We start from the raw sequence: 16,747 nt of genomic DNA, 5'->3' as shown, positions 1-16,747 counted from the left end.
TACGTCGCGCGGCAATCTCGGCATCTGCTGGTCATGGAAGCCCAGCCCACCCTCCTGAAGCGGGTCGACTACGACCATGCCCAGCACGCCGCCTACGCCAAGGGCCGTGCGCTCCGACCCGAGGCGGTCCAGTGGTACATGGACGCCTTCGCCCGCCATCTGCCTCCGAAACGCCCGCTGGTCGGCGTCGACCTCGGCTCCGGCACGGGCCGCTTCACGCCGGCCCTCGCCGAGGCGTTCGGCGGTCCGGTGTATGGCGTCGAACCCTCGACCCGGATGCGCGAGACGGCGGAGGCCCAGGCCGCGCACCCGAACGTCCGCTACCTCGCCGGCCACGCGGCGGCGATCCCGCTGCCCGACGCCGCGGCGGACTTCGTCCTGATGTTCCTCTCCTTCCATCACTATCCGGATCGGGAGGCGGCGGTCCGCGAGATCGCCCGGGTCCTGAAGCCCGGCGGCCGGGCCATCCTGCGCAGCACCTTCAAGGAGCGCATCCCGGACCACTGGTGGCGCAGCTACTTCCCGCGCAGCCAGCAGATCGAGGAGGCGATGTTCCCGACGGTGGCGGAGGCCAGGCTCTATTTCGAGGACCGCGGCTTCTCCACGGTCGCCTGGGAGACGCCGACGATCCCCTTCGAGGGCGACCTGGAGGAGGCGGTGGCCAAGCTGAAGCTCCGGGCCGTCTCGGTGTTCGAACATATGACCGAGGCCGAGCTCGATCAGGGTTTCGCCGCGCTGGACTCGGCCCTATCTGCCGGGACCCTCCAGCCGAAGCCGACCACCGGCGACTATCTGGTTTTCGCCCGCGACTGAGGGTCACGGGCCTTGCTTAGTCCACACCGCGCCGCGTATACCCGCGCCGCAAAACGAGGTGTCTCCATGGAGATTCGCGAAGGGCTCACCTTCGACGATGTTTTGCTCGAACCCGGCGCATCCGATGTGATGCCCACGCAGGTGGATGTTTCCACCCGGTTCACGCGAGAGATCAGACTGAACATCCCGCTCGTGTCCGCCGCCATGGACACGGTCACCGAAAGCCGGCTGGCCATCGCCATGGCCCAGTCGGGCGGCATCGGGGTGCTGCACCGCAACCTGACGGTCGAGGAACAGGCCGATCAGGTCCGCGAGGTGAAGCGCTACGAAAGCGGCATGGTCATCAACCCGCTGACCATCGGCCCCGAGACGACGCTCGGCGAAATCCGCCAGATCAAGGCGCGGCGCAAGATCAGCGGCTTCCCGGTCGTGGACTCGGCCGGCAAGCTCTGCGGCATCCTGACGAACCGCGACATGCGTTTCGAGGGCCGCGACGACACGCCGGCCCATGTGCTGATGACCAAGGAGAACCTGGTCACGGTCAAGGAAGGCGTCAGCCAGGCCGAGGCCCGCGAGCTGGTCCGCAAGCACAAGATCGAGCGCCTGATCGTCGTCGACGACGACTACCGCGCCGTGGGCCTCATCACCGTCAAGGACATGGAGAAGGCTGAGGCCCATCCCCACGCCGCTAAGGACGCCCAGGGGCGCCTGCTGGTCGCCGCCGCCTCGACGGTGGGCGACGCCGGCTACGAGCGGTCCATGGCCCTCGTGGACGCCGGCGTCGACGTGGTGGTGATCGACACCGCCCACGGTCACAACGCCGAGGTCGCCAAGGCCGTCCAGCGCGTGAAGCGCGAGAGCAACCGCGTCCAGGTGGTCGCCGGCAACGTCGCCACCTACGACGGGGCGCGCGCCCTGATCGATGCGGGCGCCGATGCGGTGAAGGTCGGCATCGGCCCCGGCTCCATCTGCACGACCCGCATCGTGGCCGGCGTCGGCGTGCCCCAGCTCACCGCCATCGCCGATGCGGTGCGCGCGGCGGCGGGGTCGGACGTGCCGGTCGTCGCCGACGGCGGCATCAAGTATTCGGGCGATCTGGCCAAGGCGCTCGCCATGGGCGCTTCGGTGGCCATGATGGGTTCGGTCTTCGCCGGGGTCGACGAGGCGCCTGGCGAGGTGTTCCTGTACCAGGGCCGCTCGTACAAGGCCTACCGCGGCATGGGCTCGCTGGGGGCCATGGGGCAGGGCTCGGCCGACCGTTACTTCCAGAAGGACGTGAAGGACGCGCTGAAGCTGGTCCCCGAGGGCATCGAGGGCCAGGTCCCCTACAAGGGCCCGATCGCGCCCATCCTGCACCAGATGATCGGCGGCCTCCGCGCGGCCATGGGCTACGTCGGCGCGGGGGACCTCGAGCAGTTCCGTCAGCGCGCGCGGTTCATCCGCATCACCAACGCCGGCCTGCGCGAGAGCCACGTCCACGACGTGATGATCACGCGGGAAGCGCCGAACTACCCGAGCGCCGTCTAGGCCCATCATGCGCGACGGCGGGCGGCTCTCGGCGGCCATTGAAATCCTCGGTGAGATCGAAGGCCGCCACCGTCCGGCCCGCCTGGCCCTGAAGGCCTGGGGCGACGCCTCGCGCTTCGCGGGCGCCAAGGACCGCGCCTTCGTCTCCGGCCTGGTGCTCGACGTGCTGCGCCGCAAGCGGTCGCTGGCCTGGCGTATGGGCGCGGAGGGGCCGCGCGCCGCCGCGCTAGGCGCGCTGCGCTTCCTGTGGGACTGGCCGCTGGAGCGCATCGCCGACGCGGCGGCCGAGGAGCCCCACGGCCCGGGGCCGCTCACCGACGACGAACGGCGCGCGCTGGAGCATCCGCGCGACCTTGCCGATGCGCCGGATGCGGTCCGCGGCGACTACCCCGACTGGCTGGACCCCTCGCTCGCCCGCGTATTCGGCGAGGCGAGGGCGGACGAGGGCGCGGCGCTCGCCGAGCGCGCGCCGGTCGACCTGCGCATCAACACGCTCAAGACCGACCCCGAGCGCGGGCTGAAGGCCCTGGCCTCGGTGGACGCGCGCCCCGCGGGCCTTCTTCCCAACGCCGTCCGCATCGCCGCGCCCGATCCCAGCGCCCGCAGCGGCGCCGTCGAGGCCATCCCTCAGTTCTCCAAGGGTTGGTTCGAGGTCCAGGACCTGGGCTCTCAGCTCGCGGCGGCTGTGGCCGGCGAGGTCAAGGGCAAGCAGGTCCTCGACCTCTGCGCCGGGGGCGGCGGCAAGACCCTCGCGCTGGCCGCCGCCATGGGCAACACCGGCCAGATCTACGCCTACGACAGCGACGCCCGCCGGCTGACCGACACCATCCGCCGCGGCGATCGCGCCGGCGCCCGTAACCTGCAGGTCCGCTCGCCGGTGAATCCTGAGCCGCTGAAGGGCCTGGAAGGCAAGATGGACGTCGTCTTCATCGACGCGCCCTGCACCGGCACGGGGTCGTGGCGGCGCCATCCCGACACCAAGTGGCGGCTTACGCCGGAGGCGCTGGCCAAGCGCCAGGCCGACCAGGACCAGGTGCTGGACGACGGCGCGGGCTTCGTGAAGCCGCGCGGCCGGATCGTCTACGTCACCTGCTCGGTGCTGCCCGAAGAGGACGAGGACCGCGTCGCGGCCTTCCTGGAGCGCCATCCTGAATTCGAGCGCCGCCCCGCGACCGGCGATCCCAAGCTCGCGGAACACCTCACTGCCGACGGCGACCTGCGCCTGACCCCCCGCACCTCCGCCACCGACGGCTTCTACGTCTCGGTGCTGGAGAAGACCCGCTAACGGAGCCCCATGACCAGCACCGCCGCTCACGAAAAGGTCCTCATCGTCGACTTCGGCAGCCAGGTGACCCAGCTCATCGCCCGCCGGCTGCGCGAGAGCGGCGTCTATTGCGAGATCCATCCCTACGACAAGGTGGACGACGCTCGGCTGGAGGCCTTCGGCCCCAAGGCGATCATTCTCTCTGGCGGCCCCGCCAGCGTGCACGAGGACGAGAGCCCCCGGGCGCCGCAGAAGGTCTTCGAGATGGGCGTGCCGGTGCTGGGCATCTGCTACGGCGAGATGACCATGTGCGCCCAGCTCGGCGGCTCGGTTGAGGGCGGCCACGACCGCGAGTTCGGCCGCGCCGAGATCCAGATCCAGCACCAGTCCCCGCTGCTCGAAGGCCTGGGTGAGCTCGGCCACTCCGAGACGGTGTGGATGAGCCACGGCGACAAGATCACCGCCATCCCCCAGGGTTTCGACGTCGTCGCCACCTCGGAAGGCTCGCCGTATGCAGTGATCGCCGACGAGGGCCGCCGTTTCTACGGCATCCAGTTCCACCCGGAGGTGGCGCATACGCCGCGCGGCGCGCTGATCCTGCGCAACTTCACGCACCGGATCGCCGGCCTGAAGGGCGACTGGACCATGGCCTCCTACCGCCAGGAGCAGATCGCCAAGATCCGCGCCCAGGTGGGCGACGCCAAGGTGATCTGCGGCCTCTCGGGCGGCGTGGACAGCTCGGTCGCCGCCGTCCTGATCCACGAAGCCATCGGCGACCAGCTCACCTGCGTCTTCGTCGACACCGGCCTGCTGCGCAAGGACGAGGCGACCCAGGTCGTCACCATGTTCCGGGATCACTACAACATCCCGCTCGTACACGTTGATGCGTCTGATCTTTTCCTCGGCGAACTGGAAGGCGTCACCGACCCGGAGACCAAGCGCAAGACGATCGGCAAGCTCTTCATCGACGTGTTCGACAAGGAGAGCGCCAAGATCGAGGGCGCCGAGTTCCTGGCCCAGGGCACCCTCTATCCCGACGTGATCGAGAGCGTCTCGGCCAGCGGCGGCCCCTCGGTCGTCATCAAGAGCCACCACAACGTCGGCGGCCTGCCGGACTACATGAAGCTCAAGCTGGTCGAGCCCCTGCGCGAGCTGTTCAAGGACGAGGTCCGGGCGCTTGGCGTCGAGCTCGGCCTGCCGCCGCAGTTCGTCGGCCGCCACCCGTTCCCGGGCCCTGGCCTCGCCATCCGCATCCCCGGCGAGATCACCCGCGAGAAGGTCGCCGTCCTCCAGCAGGCCGACGCCATCTACCTCGACGAGATCCGCAAGGCCGGGCTCTACGACAGCATCTGGCAGGCCTTCGCCGTGCTGCTGCCGGTGAAGACGGTGGGCGTCATGGGCGACGCCCGCACCTATGAGCACGTGCTGGCCCTTCGCGCCGTCACCTCCACCGACGGCATGACCGCCGACTTCTTCGAGTTCCCGTGGGAGGTCCTGGGCCGCTGCGCCACCCGGATCATCAACGAGGTCCGCGGCGTGAACCGGGTGGTCTACGACGTGACGTCCAAGCCGCCCGGCACGATCGAGTGGGAATGATCCGGTAGGCTTCAGGGACTATCGTGGAGCCCCCTTTTTCCGACCTAAGTCACTGAACGAAAACGTGAATGTTCGTGAGGTCTATCGCCAACTATCGGTGAGCAGCGTTTCGTTCTGACGGCACCGCTGCCGGTATCGGCTGCGCTTGTCCGCGGCCGGTACCCACGATACCGTCATCGCTGTTCGCGGTGATGACGGTATTTTCTGAAAGCTAACGTTCAGAAAAAACAAAAGAAATGCCTCCCGCGAACCCCCGAAAAAGGGGTGACGGTATCGAGGGTTTCTGCTGTGCTGACCGACACCACGCTTCGCAACCTCAAGGGCAAGGACAAGGCCTACAAGGTCGCCGATCGTGACGGCATGTACGTCAACGTGGCGCCGTCAGGCGTGATCACGTTCCGCTACGACTATCGCCTGAACGGCCGCCGAGAGACACTGACGATCGGTCGCTATGGCCCATCCGGCCTCTCTCTCGCTCGGGCTCGAGAGAAGTGTATCGACGCCAGGCGAGCAGTCGCCGAAGGCCTTTCACCCGCCCAGGAGAAGCAGCGCGAGAAGCGACGGCTGTTGGAGGCCAAGAGCTTCGGCCAATTCGGAGAGCGTTGGTTCTCGGAAGCGCCGATGGCCGACAGCACGCGAGCCATGCGGCGAACAATCTATGAGCGGGACCTGCTTCCGGTGTTCAGGAACCGGCTGCTTACGGAGATCACGCCGGACGACCTGCGAGCGGTCTGCGCCAAGGTGAAGGAACGAGGCGCACCGGCGACGGCGGTGCACGTTCGCGACATCCTCAAGCAGATCTACGGCTTTGCCATTCTCCACGGCGAAAAGGTCAAAAACCCTGCCGACGAGGTAGGACCCGCCTCCATCGCAACCTTCGCCCCAAAGGATCGCTCGCTATCACCCAGCGAGATCCGGATCATGCTCACGCGAGATCTGGTTCTTGAACCCTACAAAGGCTGAGAGGTGTGCAAATGGCCAAGCTGAAACTCGCCGAGCTGCAGGACGACACGCCCGTGAAGCTTACCGTCGAATTGCCTGGAGCCGTGCACCGTGACCTGGTCGCCTACGGTGAGGCGCTCGCGGCGCAGGGCGGTCGCGCGCTCGAACCCGCAAAGCTGATCGTGCCGATGCTGTCCAGGTTCATGAATACCGATCGCGCCTTCACCCGCACGAAGCGTTCGGGTGACAGCACGAGCGGCTGAGAGGACGGATCGGAGGCGGGTGCGTGGCCAAGCCTGCACGCCTTGCTGTGGCTGCGAATTTGCCTGTCTGTTCAGGTGGATAGCGTAGAATTCTCACAGCGCATCGCGTGGCGCTCCAGTGTCCAAAGGCGCGCCGCCCGCGCGCGCGTAGTAAGAACGGTGCTGTTCGCGCGCGAATTGGGGTCCCCTAGCGCAAAGGCAACCTTCAGACCGTCCACGTGGGGCGCGGGGGCTGGAAACCAAACCCAGTGTGCCCCGCGATTGGTCACTCAACGTGAGGAAGCGATTTGGGCAAGGCTCGTTCTTGAGCTCAGTCTACGAGCGGTCCGCCAGGTCGATGGGCAGCGAGTCCTCTCAAACCTGAGGTAAGGTCAAGCTCCGGTAGGGCTCGTTGAGGATGTCGAGCGCCTTCTAGGACGCCTGCGCTCGTGCGGTGATTTTGCGGCAAGCGTTCCAAAGTGATCGGGCTTCGCGGATCGCCCGGCCAGAGGGGCGCGCCCGTCCAAAATCCGCTCCTTCAGAGTCCGCCGTGTGCTGGACCGACGGTCGCCTTTCTGAACTCTTTCCTCATCAAGACCCGACCCGGTCGGCGCCGGCCGCAGCCGCCGAGACTCAACGCCATGCCTGGCGCCCCGAGACCTCTGAAGGAGAGACATGATGACCGATCCGGATCGCCGCACCCTGCTGGCCGCCGCCGCCGGCCTTGCGACCGCCGCGCCTTCGCTTGCCGCGGCTCAAGGGGAGCGTGGAGCGCCTGCTCCGGCGGCCTTCACCCCCAAGCCGCTGCCCTTCGACCCGGCCAAAGTACCGGGCCTGTCGGAGAAGCTCATCCGCAGCCACTACGACAACAACTACGGCGGCGCGGTGAAGCGGCTGGGAGCGATCAAGGCCGACTTCGCGAAGCTCGACATGGCGACGGCGCCCACCTTCCTGGTGAATGGGCTGAAGCGCGAGGAGCTGCTGGCCTGGAACTCGATGGTCCTGCACGAGGTGCACTTCGAGGGGTTTGGCGAACGCGACGCGCCTTCGGCCCCGCTGGGGCGCGCGCTCGAGCGGGATTTCGGCAGCCATGACCGCTGGGCGGCGGAGTTTGCCGGCATGGGCAAGGCGCTGGGCGGCGGGTCCGGTTGGGTGCTGCTCACCTGGAGCGAACGCGACCAGCGGCTCGTCAACCAGTGGGCTTCCGACCACACCCAGACCCTGGCCGATGGTCGCCCGCTGCTGGCGCTCGACATGTACGAGCACGCCTATCACATGGACTACGGCGCCAAGGCCGCCGCCTACGTTGACGCCTACATGAAGGCGTTCGCCTGGAAGGGGGCCAACGCCCGCTTCGCCAAGGTCGTCGTCTGACGGTGCGGCGGCTCGGCCTCATCGCGGGCGCTGCTCTGGCGGCCATCGCGTTGGCGGGCTGCGCCGCCGTCGGCGCCTTCCAAGACGAGTTCGTCTCCCCAATGCCGCCGAAGGCGCGATGGACCGACCGCCGCCGGCCAACGCCATCCAGCACTGGCTGACGACGGCTGATGGATCACGGGTCGAGAGCTGGCTCGCCCTGCCGCCTGGCGCGAGCGCGGCGGGGCCGTCGCCCGCTGTCTTCTTCTTCCACGGCAACTCCGACTTCATCGAGAACAAGCTCGAGTACGCTGACTTCTACACCGGCCAGGGGGGCGATCCTGCTGGTCAAGTATCGCGGCTATCGCCGCTCCTCGGGCAAGCCCAGCGAGACGGCCCTGGCGCAGGACGCCGACGCCTTCTTCGACTGGCTGGCGGCTCAGCCGCAGGTCGACCGTGCGCGCATCGCGACTCACGGCCACTCGCTGGGCGCTGCGGTCGCCGCCGGCCTCGCCAACCGGCGGCCCGTCCGGGCGCTGGTCATGGTATCGGCGTTCAAGAGCCCCGACCTGTTCGGGCGCTACCTGATCCCGCCTATTTTGGCCCGCAGCCGCTTCGACAACATGGCCGCGGTCAAGCGCTACCCAGGCCCCATCCCGCTTGTGCATGGGGAAGGCAACGAGATCATCCCGCACACCCACGTCCAGGCTCTGGCGCGGCAGGCCGCCGGCGATGTGACGCTGATCAGCTATCCGGGCGTCGACCACGACGTCCCCTGGGACTGGCGGCGCTTCGCAGCCGATCTCACGCAGTTCTATCGGCAGGCCGGCGTCATCGCCCCCGTCGGTGTTCCCCCGTCATCGAAGGACTGAGTGCGCATGAGCATCGCGACCGACCCGGCGCAGCCTACGGTCACCCACCACGGCGTCTCTTTTGGCGAGGCGATGAAGGTCTGGGCCCGCGTCGCCGCCTTGAGTTTCGGCGGTCCCGCCGGCCAGATCGCCATGATGCATCGCATCCTGGTGGAGGAGAAACGCTGGCTGGGCGAGCGTCGGTTCCTGCACGCCCTGAATTACTGCATGCTGCTGCCCGGGCCCGAGGCGCAGCAGCTCGCCATCTACATCGGCTGGCTGATGCACGGCACAGCGGGCGGCCTGCTGGCTGGCGTCCTCTTCATGCTGCCAGGCTTCCTGGCCATCATGGGCCTGAGCATCCTCCACGCCCTGCTGGGCGGCGTCGGCATGGTCTCAGCCCTATTCTTCGGGCTGAAGGCCGCCGTCCTGGCCATCGTGCTGCAGGCCGTGGTTCGGGTCGGCAAGCGCTCGCTGAAGAACCCGGTGATGATCGGCATCGCCGCGGCGGGCACGCGGTCTACCATCGGCGAGTTGCCGCCGGCCTACCGTGTCGGACCCCTGAGGGAATCTTCCAAGCCGTGCTCGAACACGACAGGCAATAGGGTCCCTGGCGGACGCGTCGGGCGGGGCTTGTCCGCACGATGAGCCAGTGGACGTCATCCAGGCCTTGAGGGGGGCGCCGTCGCGGGGCAGACTGCGTTGGGCTGATATCGCCGCGCGCCTGGCGCGCCCAGATGCAAGGACTTGAGTGCGTGCGGTTGATCTTCCGGTGCCCAAGCGAGCTCAAGGATCTGCTCCCGTTGCCCGTGCCGGCCGCGGAGGGTCTTCCCGGTTGGTTGAAGTCTATGCCAGCCGAGGCGTTCAGCGCCCTTCTCGGAAGGAACGAAGACACGGCGAAGCGATGTCCCCCGCTCCTCGATGCGATGACCACGGGGTTCCTGATGCCACTGATGTGTGACGTGCGGGTGGAGGACGGAGAGTTCACCTGGGATATGGAGCTTCCCGCGGGCCGGAGCGTCGAGTTCCCGCGCTCGCCGATGTTGTTCCACGACCCTGTCCAGATCTCCGGGGCCCCCTTTGCGGAACAAGACCAGTTCATCGTGAAGTTCCACAACCCCTGGGCCATCGAAGTCCCGGCCGGCTACTCCGTGCTGTTCACCCACCCGCTGAACCGCCACGATCTCCCGTTCGTGACGCTCACCGGGTTGGTGGACTGCGATCGCTTTTCGAACCTGGGGACTCATTTTCCCGCCCTTTGGCGTGACCCGAAGTTCAAGGGCGTTCTGCCCAAGGGGACGCCGATCGCGCACTGCATTCCGGTCAAACGAGAGAGCTGGGATGTGGAAATGGCGACGTTGGACGAGGCGCAAAGCCACGATGCTCAAGCCACCCTCGATGCAATTCGGCGCGCGCGCGGGGTCTATCGCCGCCGCTTCCGGGCCTGAGATCAGCCCCTGCTCGTCAAGAAGGCCGCTGCCGTGCTGGCATTCAGGAAGAGTCGCCCGTGCGGCGCGCTGGATAGAGTCGTGATCGCAGCGCCCAACAGCTGGGGCGCGGCTCGAACGACCGCACGAAGATGAGCCTCGCCTGCCGCGCGCCTGCCTTGTTCGAGCAGGCTTTTGGCCAACGCGAGGCGGGTGAGGGGATCGTCGGGCCCAATGGTCAGGGCCCGCTCGTAGAGATCGCTCGCGGCGGCTTGGTCGCCTTCGAGCGCCAGGGTTCGGGCAAGAGCGAGGTGGACGTCGTGTCGGTCTGGCGTTTCGGCCAGCAGATCTTCGAGGATCGCACGTGCCCCAGCGTGGTCCTGACGTCTGAGGTGGAGGTAGGCTAGACCCACCCTGAGGCTCGGCTCGCCGGGCATCGCGGCAAGCCCGGCCTCGAAAGCCGCGGTCGCCTCGGTGAAGCGACCTCGTTCGCCAAGCATCTCACCCAGTTGCAGGAACGCCAGCGGGAACGGAGGCCGCCGGGTGACGGCGCGCTGCAGTTGGGTCAGCGCTTCATCCTCCCGGCCGACGCCGTTGAACGCCCGCGCCAGCAGCGCCTCGAGCTCCGGGTCAGGATTGCGCCGGGTCGCGCGTTGCAGGGCGGGAATGGCGTCAGCGTAGCGCCCTTGCAGCAGAAGCGCGTGGGCGAGCAGGCGGACGGCGGTCCCGTTTCCCGGCGCCGATCGGACGACCGCGGCCGCCAGGCGTTCGGCCGGTTCGAAGCGCCCCTCCAGCAGCGCCGCGGAAGCCTGATGCAGCGCTTCCTCGATTGTCCGGGGGCGCGCTGGCGGCGCCCCGTGTCCCTTCGGCGCCATTGAGCTATCGCTCACTCGGCGAGCTCCGCCACCCTGCTGAGAAAGCTCAGCACAGCGTCGGTGAAGCGGTCGTTACGATCCCCCGCGATCATATGCGCAGCGCCGGCCACGTCGGTGAGAACGCCTCCGGGAATGCGCTCGATAAACGCTCTGGCAGCCTCGCTGGACACCAGCTCGCTCAACCTGCCCCGGATGAGATGCACCGGAATCTGGATCCGAGCGGCACGCTCCTCGAGCGCAGCCATTCCTTCTTCTGTCCGATCACGCCGAACCCCGCTGGCGAAGCTCGGGTCCCAGTGCCATCGATATCGGCCGTCATCGCCGAGGCGCAGGTTCTTGCGCAGACCGGAAAGGTCGGTAGGGCGCGGCCTGTGTGGAACATAGGCGGCGATGGCCTCAGCCGCGGCCTCGAGGCTCTCGAATCCCTGCTCCAAGTTGGCGGCCATGAACCCCATGATCCTGGCCACGCCGGTGGGCTCCATGCGGGGCACGATGTCGACCAGCGTCAGGGAGCGGAAGACGCCGGGGGCGACCTGCGTCTCGGCCACCAGTCCGGCAAGTCCTCCGAGCGAGGCTCCGACCAGGTGGGCTCCCCTCCTTTGACGCCTCGCCACCTCGACAAGATCGGCGGCGAACCGTTCGATGCCGTAGTCGCCACCTGGCGCCCAACTGCTGTCGCCGTGACCGCGGAGATCGAGCGCGATGACTTCCCAGCCCTCCGCCGCGAGCTTCTGCGCAGCGCCGGCCCACGAATGGCGGGTCTGGCCTCCGCCGTGCGCAAGAATGACCACGCCGAGCCGATCCGCGCCGAACACATCAGCTGCGAGGGTGACCCCCGCTCCGAGCTCGAAGTCGATGCGTCTTGGCTTCAGGACGGTCGTTGTTTCCATAGATCGAATCTCCCCTGCGCCGATACTGGTCGGCGCCTCCCTTCAGTGGTCGGCGGCTTGTCGCCGCTCACCTGGTCTCGACAGCCCGTTCGAGCTCGAACCGAACAAGCTCGGGATGTTCCATGGGAAGCAGGTGAGTGGCGCCATTCACCTGGTCCATCGAAATTCTGCCGGCCGCGCTCAGCTCTGTGTCAGCCGCCGCGAGTGACGCGCAGGTCGATCCGTGCTCGGCCCGCAGGATGCGCACCGGAGGCCCCGGAGCGAGCAGGGCCGACCAGGCGTCATGCCCGTGGGAGACGAAGTTGCTCACCTCCCATTCCGGCGAACAGGCGAGCTCAACACCACCAGCCGGCCGGTCGCGGAAGGCGTCGGCCACGTAATCCTCCAGCTGTGCCTCGTTGAGCGACTTGAACGCTCCCCGTCCGCGGTAGGCCTCGAGCGCCTCTTGCCGGGAGGCGAATGTCGCTCGTCGTCGGCGCGCGCCGTCCGCAAGCGGCGAGTTGACGGGGCCCTTGCGGGCCAGCTCGGCGGCTTCGCGGGACAGGATGACGGGTTCGAAGAGCACGAGAGCCCGGATTCGCTCAGACGCCATGTGGGTGGCCAGGAGGCTGGCCGTCCCCCCCATCGAATGCCCCGAAAGCACGATGTTGCGGGCGTCGATGGCCTCCGTAAGTGCGAGCAGATCCTCGGCGATGTCGGTCCAAGTCGAGCGCCCCTCCGCATGCGTCGCAAGCGTGCTGCGGCCGTGCCCGCGCAAATCCAGCGCCAAAACCCGGTGGCGGAGCGCCAGTGGCGCAAGGATGGTGCGATACGTGCGGGCGTTGAATCCATTGGCGTGGGAGAAGACCACGTCGACCGGACGGTTCGGGTCGCCAAAATCGAGGGCGCCCATGGCCCCGCCCCGGCCGGGGAGGTCGATCAGTCGTTGACTGGGATCCGGGGGGCGAGCGTTCATGCTTCGGTTCCCGACGCGGCCGCGGGCGGGGCGCCAAGCCCAGTCGCCGCGCTTCTGATGCTCCAGATGCAGTCGCCGTCCGGCTCGAGAGCCGCATCGCCCTGGGATCCCACCGGCTCGAACTTGCCGTCTGTGAGGAAGGCGATGCCCGCCTCGTCCGAGGGCGGGACCTTCGCCAGGAACCGCTGTTCCTCCGGCCCCCGCCCGACGATGACGCCGAACTTGGGCCGGCCGTCGCGTTCATAGAGAACGGTGTAGGTCTCGATGATCCCGGGACCGGCGTAAGTCTCGTCGAGCTCGGGGACCGATCCGCGGGCGGCGTCGGCCTCCGCTTGAAAGTCGAAGTCCCGGCGGACGACGTCGAGCGGGAAGGTCTCTCTCCCCAAGACGATAGTGTGATTGTTCGTCGCGTACCCGCCGTTGGCGAAGAGGAGGCCGTTGCCGCCCCTCTCACGCAGCTTCAGCACCATGCTGACGACGGCGTGGCTCATGTAGTTGCCGATCGGCCCGCCGCCGAAGGTCAGGCCGCCGACGACGGTGGCCGGCTTCTCCACCGGCCAGCCGATCACCCGCCTCGCCATCTTCGGCACGCACGGGAAGCAGCTGTAGAGCTCGACCAGGTCCAGGTCCGAGGGGGTGACGCCGTTCAGGTCCAGCGCCCGGCTGAGCGAGACGGCCATGCTGACCGACCGATCGTAGCGGTCGCGCTTCAGGTAGTCCCCCGGTTCGTGGGCTGCTGCGCCTGCGCCGACGTACACTAGCCGGTCCTCCGGAATGCCCGCTTGGCGGGCGGCGGCCAGGCTGGCGACGATGAAGCCGGCGCCCTGGTTCACCGAGGAGTTGGCGACCATCAGCTTGTTGTAGGGGAAGGCGATGGGCCGGTTCTCCGCGGAGGGGGTCACGATCGCCTCCGGCGTTGTCGGCTTGCGGATCCAGGCGCCGGGATTCTCCGCGGCGACCTCGGAGAACCGCGACCAGATCGCGCCGCTCTCGGCCTGGGCTTCCGCGAAGGTCTGGCCGTAGGCAGCGCGGCCGGCGTTCTCGTAGAGTGGATAGACGTCCACCGGCGCCGTCAGACCGTAACGCTGGCGCAGGGAGGGCTGGCCGGCGCCGCTGGTCGCCTGGCGTAGCGGATTGTGGGCAGAGGGATCATCTCCGGTCCTGAGAGCGGCCAGCTGGGCGGCGGTGCGCAGCGCCTCGCCGCCGGCCACGGCGGCGACCTGGATCTCGCCTTCGGCGATCCGGCGTGCCGCCTCATTGAGCATTAGAATGGGCGTGTCGCCGCCGGGGTAGGAGCTCTTGTAGCAGAGCCTCGGCTTCGCCCCGAGCTTGGCCGCGAGTGGGCTCGAGACGTCGCCAAGCTCGCGGAAAGACAGCTGGTCGACAACGGCCAGGGAGTCCAGCCGGGCGATCCACCCGGTCCCGGCGTCGCGGTCGGCCTCGCGCAGAGCCGCCTCCATCAGGCCGATGGGGTCCAGGCCCTGCCGCGGGTCCGTTGGCCGGTCGTTGAGCTGGCCCACCCCCACGATCACCGGAATGCGCGCGGCGTCGTCCCTCATCTTGCGTCCCTCACCTCGAACTGAATTCTCAGCGGCCCTGCCAAACCGGCGCGCGCTTCTCGGCGAAAGCGCGCGGGCCCTCGCGACCGTCTTCGGAGCGCATCACGGTCCCGATCTCGGCGCGGGTCTGCGCCCAGGCGGCCGCCTCGGAGGCGATCTCGCCGTGCTGGATTCCGAGCGCGATCCGCTTCGAGGCCTGCACCGCCAGCGGCGCGTTGGCGGTGATCCGCGCCGCCATCTTCAGGGCTGCGTCCATCACTTGCGCCTGCGGCACGACGGCGTTGACCAGGCCGAGCTCCAGCGCCCGTGGGGCCGAGATCGGCTCGCCGGTCAGCATCATCTCCATGGCGATCTTGCGCGGCAGCTGCTGGCCCAGGCGGAAGGCGCCGCCGGCGGCCGCGAGGATGCCGCGCTTGACCTCTGGCAGACCAAAAGGTGGCGGTCTCCGAGGCGACGGCCAGATCGCTAGCCAGGGTCAGCTCGGTGCCTCCGCCGAGCGCGGTCCCGTTCACCGCCGCGATGGTCGGCTTGGAGATGTGGTGCTCTACATAGCCGGCGAAGCCCCAGGCCCGCTCGCGCTCGCCCACGGCGAACGGCTCTCGGTTGGCCAGGGCCTTGAGGTCGGCGCCGGCGCAGAAGGACTGATCCCCGGCGCCCGTGATGATCACCGCCCAGATCTCCGGGTTGCGGCCGGCCTCCTCCAGCGCCTCACCTACCCCGACGGTGACTGCGCGGTTTACGGCGTTACGGGCCTCGGGCCGGTTGAGGGTGACGATCATCACCTTTTCACGACGCTCGACGAGGACGGCTTCGCTCATGCGCTCACCGCCTCGCGGGCTCCGGCTTCGGCGCAGACCTTGGCCGCTCCGTAGTCGGCCTTGCCGTTGCTGACGCGGAGGGATCGGTCGGCGACGAAAATTCGCTTTGGCGTCTTGTAGCCTGCCAGCGACCTTCGCACGTGCGCCTTCAGGGCGGCCTCGTCCAGCGCCTGGCCAGGGGCGAGGTCGACGACAGCGGTGACCGCCTGACCCCACTTTTCATCAGGCAAGCCCACCACCAGGGCGTCCTCGATGCTGGGATGGGTCTTCAGGACCTCCTCGACCTCCTCCGGGAAGACCTTTTCGCCAGCCGTGTTGATGCAGGCGTTGCCGCGGCCCAGCAGAGTAAGCGCGCCATCGGGCTCGACGATGCACCAGTCGCCGGGCATGGAATAGCGGACGCCGTCGATCACCCGGAATGTGCGCGCCGTCTTCTCCTCGTCCTTGTAGTAGCCGACCGGGTTGGGCGGCCCGAGCGCCACGAGTCCACGTACGCCCGATCCTGGCGTCACCGGCTGGTCATTCTCGTCGAACACGCGGCAGCGCTCGCTGATCATGAACTTGGCGGTCTGCACCTCGCCGGCTTTGGTCATGATCGAGCTGCCCATGCCGAGCGCCTCGGACGAGGAGAAGGCGTCGCTGAGCGTCGCCTGTGGCATGTGCTCTAATAGGCCGCGCTTGACCTCGAGGCTCCACATCACTCCCGACGAGACCACGGTCGCCAAGCTGGAGACGTCCCAGCGGCCTGGGTTGGCGTTGAGGGCGTTCAGGAGAGGGCGGGCGAAGCTGTCGCCGACGATGGTCAGCGATTGTGGGCGCTGGCGGTCGATGGCCTCCAGCGTCTCGACCGCATCGAAGCTCTCGCCCGTCAGGGTGATTACGCAGCCGCCGGACAGGTGCGCGCCCATGGCGGTAAGCAGGCCCGTGCCGTGCATCAGAGGCGGAGCAATCAGCGCCCGCCCGCCGGGGCCTACCTTGCGGGTGTGCTCGGCGAGCGCTTCCAGCGTCTCGGGCACGGGGCCCATCTTGCGAGCGGCGCCGAGGGTGATTTCGCGCAGGTCGTGGTGCGGCCACATCACGCCCTTGGGCATGCCGGTGGTGCCGCCGGTGTAGATGAAGAACAGATCGTCCCCGGAGCGCTCGATGTTCAGGGGCGAGCCTTCGCCTTCGCCGGCAAGTGCGTCGAAGCTTTCGGCGAAGGGTGCGGTCTGCCCGCTCGTCGCGACCTCGACCCAGGTCTTCACCTTGGGCAGGCGCTCGCGGATCTGGGCGACCGCCTCGCGGAACTCGGGCGCGTAGACCACGGTCTGGGCGTCGGAGTTGTCGAAAATGTACCAGACCTCGTCGGGCGTGTAGCGGTAGTTGACGTTGACGTGGGTCAGACGCGCTTTGAAGCCCGCCGCGACCGTCAGCATGTATTCCGGCCGGTTGCGCATGTAGACGGCGATCTTGTCGCCTGGAGTCGCGCCGCGGGCGATCAGGGCGCGGGCCAGATTGTTGGAGAGCCGGCTTGCCTCGCTCCAGGGGATGGTTCGCTCGCCGTGAACGAAGGCTGGTGCGTCCACCGGCAAAACCGGCTCGACGGCTTCGAGAATGTCGCCGAAATTCCAACCCACGCTCTCTTCTCCCAGTGTC

The 16,747-nt window shown here is 68.1% G+C and carries 15 protein-coding genes and 2 pseudogenes; 10 read left to right on the top strand and 7 right to left on the bottom strand.

The genetic code is table 11. The annotated features are described in order from the left end of the window. Positions 1-33: 33 nt before the first annotated feature. The 10 genes and pseudogenes from ACO2Q0_RS00705 (at position 34) to ACO2Q0_RS00660 (ending at position 10,036) form a co-directional block, all read left to right on the top strand. Positions 34-813, top strand: coding sequence for a class I SAM-dependent methyltransferase (locus tag ACO2Q0_RS00705; protein WP_423349553.1), 780 nt, complete (start codon positions 34-36; stop codon positions 811-813). A gap of 66 nt (positions 814-879) precedes the next feature. Further along, positions 880-2,340: an IMP dehydrogenase gene (gene guaB, locus ACO2Q0_RS00700; protein ID WP_423349552.1), complete on the top strand. Its 1,461-nt coding sequence runs from the start codon at positions 880-882 to the stop codon at positions 2,338-2,340. Positions 2,341-2,347: 7 nt separating this feature from the next. Next, complete coding sequence (locus ACO2Q0_RS00695; RefSeq protein ID WP_423349551.1) at positions 2,348-3,625, top strand: RsmB/NOP family class I SAM-dependent RNA methyltransferase; 1,278 nt, start codon at positions 2,348-2,350, stop codon at positions 3,623-3,625. Positions 3,626-3,634: 9 nt separating this feature from the next. Then, on the top strand, positions 3,635-5,200 hold the full coding sequence (gene guaA / locus ACO2Q0_RS00690; RefSeq protein ID WP_423349550.1) for a glutamine-hydrolyzing GMP synthase: 1,566 nt from the start codon (positions 3,635-3,637) through the stop codon (positions 5,198-5,200). Positions 5,201-5,488: 288 nt separating this feature from the next. Beyond that, positions 5,489-6,127: pseudogene (locus ACO2Q0_RS00685) on the top strand (tyrosine-type recombinase/integrase); the annotation flags it as partial. 47 nt (positions 6,128-6,174) lie between these two features. Beyond that, positions 6,175-6,405 (top strand): DUF2274 domain-containing protein, encoded by a 231-nt coding sequence (locus ACO2Q0_RS00680; RefSeq protein ID WP_423349549.1) that lies wholly within the window; start codon positions 6,175-6,177, stop codon positions 6,403-6,405. Positions 6,406-7,062: 657 nt separating this feature from the next. Beyond that, positions 7,063-7,758: a superoxide dismutase gene (locus ACO2Q0_RS00675; protein ID WP_423349548.1), complete on the top strand. Its 696-nt coding sequence runs from the start codon at positions 7,063-7,065 to the stop codon at positions 7,756-7,758. 170 nt (positions 7,759-7,928) lie between these two features. Further along, a complete protein-coding gene (locus ACO2Q0_RS00670; RefSeq protein WP_423349547.1) occupies positions 7,929-8,609 on the top strand; it encodes an alpha/beta hydrolase in 681 nt (226 codons plus the stop codon). A gap of 6 nt (positions 8,610-8,615) precedes the next feature. Further along, positions 8,616-9,236: a chromate transporter gene (locus ACO2Q0_RS00665; protein ID WP_423349546.1), complete on the top strand. Its 621-nt coding sequence runs from the start codon at positions 8,616-8,618 to the stop codon at positions 9,234-9,236. Between the two features lie 107 nt (positions 9,237-9,343). Beyond that, positions 9,344-10,036, top strand: a complete 693-nt coding sequence (locus tag ACO2Q0_RS00660; protein WP_423349545.1) for a hypothetical protein — start codon at positions 9,344-9,346, stop codon at positions 10,034-10,036. Between the two features lie 2 nt (positions 10,037-10,038). Here ACO2Q0_RS00660 and ACO2Q0_RS00655 read toward each other — a convergent pair whose 3' ends face one another. The 7 genes and pseudogenes from ACO2Q0_RS00655 to ACO2Q0_RS00625 all read right to left on the bottom strand — a co-directional run bounded on the left by ACO2Q0_RS00655 (position 10,039) and on the right by ACO2Q0_RS00625 (position 16,728). Then, on the bottom strand, positions 10,039-10,905 hold the full coding sequence (locus ACO2Q0_RS00655) for a tetratricopeptide repeat protein (protein ID WP_423349544.1): 867 nt from the start codon (positions 10,903-10,905) through the stop codon (positions 10,039-10,041). Beyond that, positions 10,902-11,780 (bottom strand): alpha/beta fold hydrolase, encoded by an 879-nt coding sequence (locus tag ACO2Q0_RS00650; RefSeq protein ID WP_423349543.1) that lies wholly within the window; start codon positions 11,778-11,780, stop codon positions 10,902-10,904. The genes ACO2Q0_RS00655 and ACO2Q0_RS00650 overlap by 4 nt, the downstream gene beginning before the upstream one ends. A 67-nt stretch (positions 11,781-11,847) precedes the next feature. Then, positions 11,848-12,672, bottom strand: coding sequence for an alpha/beta fold hydrolase (locus ACO2Q0_RS00645; protein WP_423349542.1), 825 nt, complete (start codon positions 12,670-12,672; stop codon positions 11,848-11,850). Between the two features lie 59 nt (positions 12,673-12,731). After that, a complete protein-coding gene (locus tag ACO2Q0_RS00640) occupies positions 12,732-14,294 on the bottom strand; it encodes an acetyl-CoA acetyltransferase (RefSeq protein ID WP_423349541.1) in 1,563 nt (520 codons plus the stop codon). A 28-nt stretch (positions 14,295-14,322) separates the two neighbouring features. Next, complete coding sequence (locus ACO2Q0_RS00635) at positions 14,323-14,700, bottom strand: enoyl-CoA hydratase-related protein (RefSeq protein ID WP_423350504.1); 378 nt, start codon at positions 14,698-14,700, stop codon at positions 14,323-14,325. An 85-nt stretch (positions 14,701-14,785) separates the two neighbouring features. Then, positions 14,786-15,073: pseudogene (locus ACO2Q0_RS00630) on the bottom strand (enoyl-CoA hydratase/isomerase family protein); the annotation flags it as partial. A 35-nt stretch (positions 15,074-15,108) separates the two neighbouring features. After that, positions 15,109-16,728: an acyl-CoA synthetase gene (locus tag ACO2Q0_RS00625; RefSeq protein ID WP_257817776.1), complete on the bottom strand. Its 1,620-nt coding sequence runs from the start codon at positions 16,726-16,728 to the stop codon at positions 15,109-15,111. Positions 16,729-16,747 lie beyond the last annotated feature (19 nt).

This window comes from Phenylobacterium sp. VNQ135, from assembly GCF_049445735.1.
In the GTDB taxonomy this organism is placed as follows: Bacteria; Pseudomonadota; Alphaproteobacteria; order Caulobacterales; family Caulobacteraceae; genus Phenylobacterium.
The sequence above is the reverse complement of the archived record's forward strand: the minus strand, read 5'-3'. Positions and strand labels throughout refer to the sequence as shown.

Bases quoted from the DNA above. Each gene is read 5' to 3' on its own strand.
- ACO2Q0_RS00670 (WP_423349547.1), top strand. From the start codon at position 7,929: ATGGATCACGGGTCGAGAGCTGGCTCGCCCTGCCGCCTGGCGCGAGCG.
- ACO2Q0_RS00650 (WP_423349543.1), bottom strand. From the start codon at position 11,780: ATGGAAACAACGACCGTCCTGAAGCCAAGACGCATCGACTTCGAGCTC.
- guaB (WP_423349552.1), top strand. From the start codon at position 880: ATGGAGATTCGCGAAGGGCTCACCTTCGACGATGTTTTGCTCGAACCC.
- ACO2Q0_RS00645 (WP_423349542.1), bottom strand. From the start codon at position 12,672: ATGGGCGCCCTCGATTTTGGCGACCCGAACCGTCCGGTCGACGTGGTC.
- ACO2Q0_RS00695 (WP_423349551.1), top strand. From the start codon at position 2,348: ATGCGCGACGGCGGGCGGCTCTCGGCGGCCATTGAAATCCTCGGTGAG.
- ACO2Q0_RS00680 (WP_423349549.1), top strand. From the start codon at position 6,175: ATGGCCAAGCTGAAACTCGCCGAGCTGCAGGACGACACGCCCGTGAAG.
- ACO2Q0_RS00640 (WP_423349541.1), bottom strand. From the start codon at position 14,294: ATGAGGGACGACGCCGCGCGCATTCCGGTGATCGTGGGGGTGGGCCAG.
- guaA (WP_423349550.1), top strand. From the start codon at position 3,635: ATGACCAGCACCGCCGCTCACGAAAAGGTCCTCATCGTCGACTTCGGC.
- ACO2Q0_RS00675 (WP_423349548.1), top strand. From the start codon at position 7,063: ATGACCGATCCGGATCGCCGCACCCTGCTGGCCGCCGCCGCCGGCCTT.
- ACO2Q0_RS00665 (WP_423349546.1), top strand. From the start codon at position 8,616: ATGAGCATCGCGACCGACCCGGCGCAGCCTACGGTCACCCACCACGGC.
- ACO2Q0_RS00705 (WP_423349553.1), top strand. From the start codon at position 34: ATGGAAGCCCAGCCCACCCTCCTGAAGCGGGTCGACTACGACCATGCC.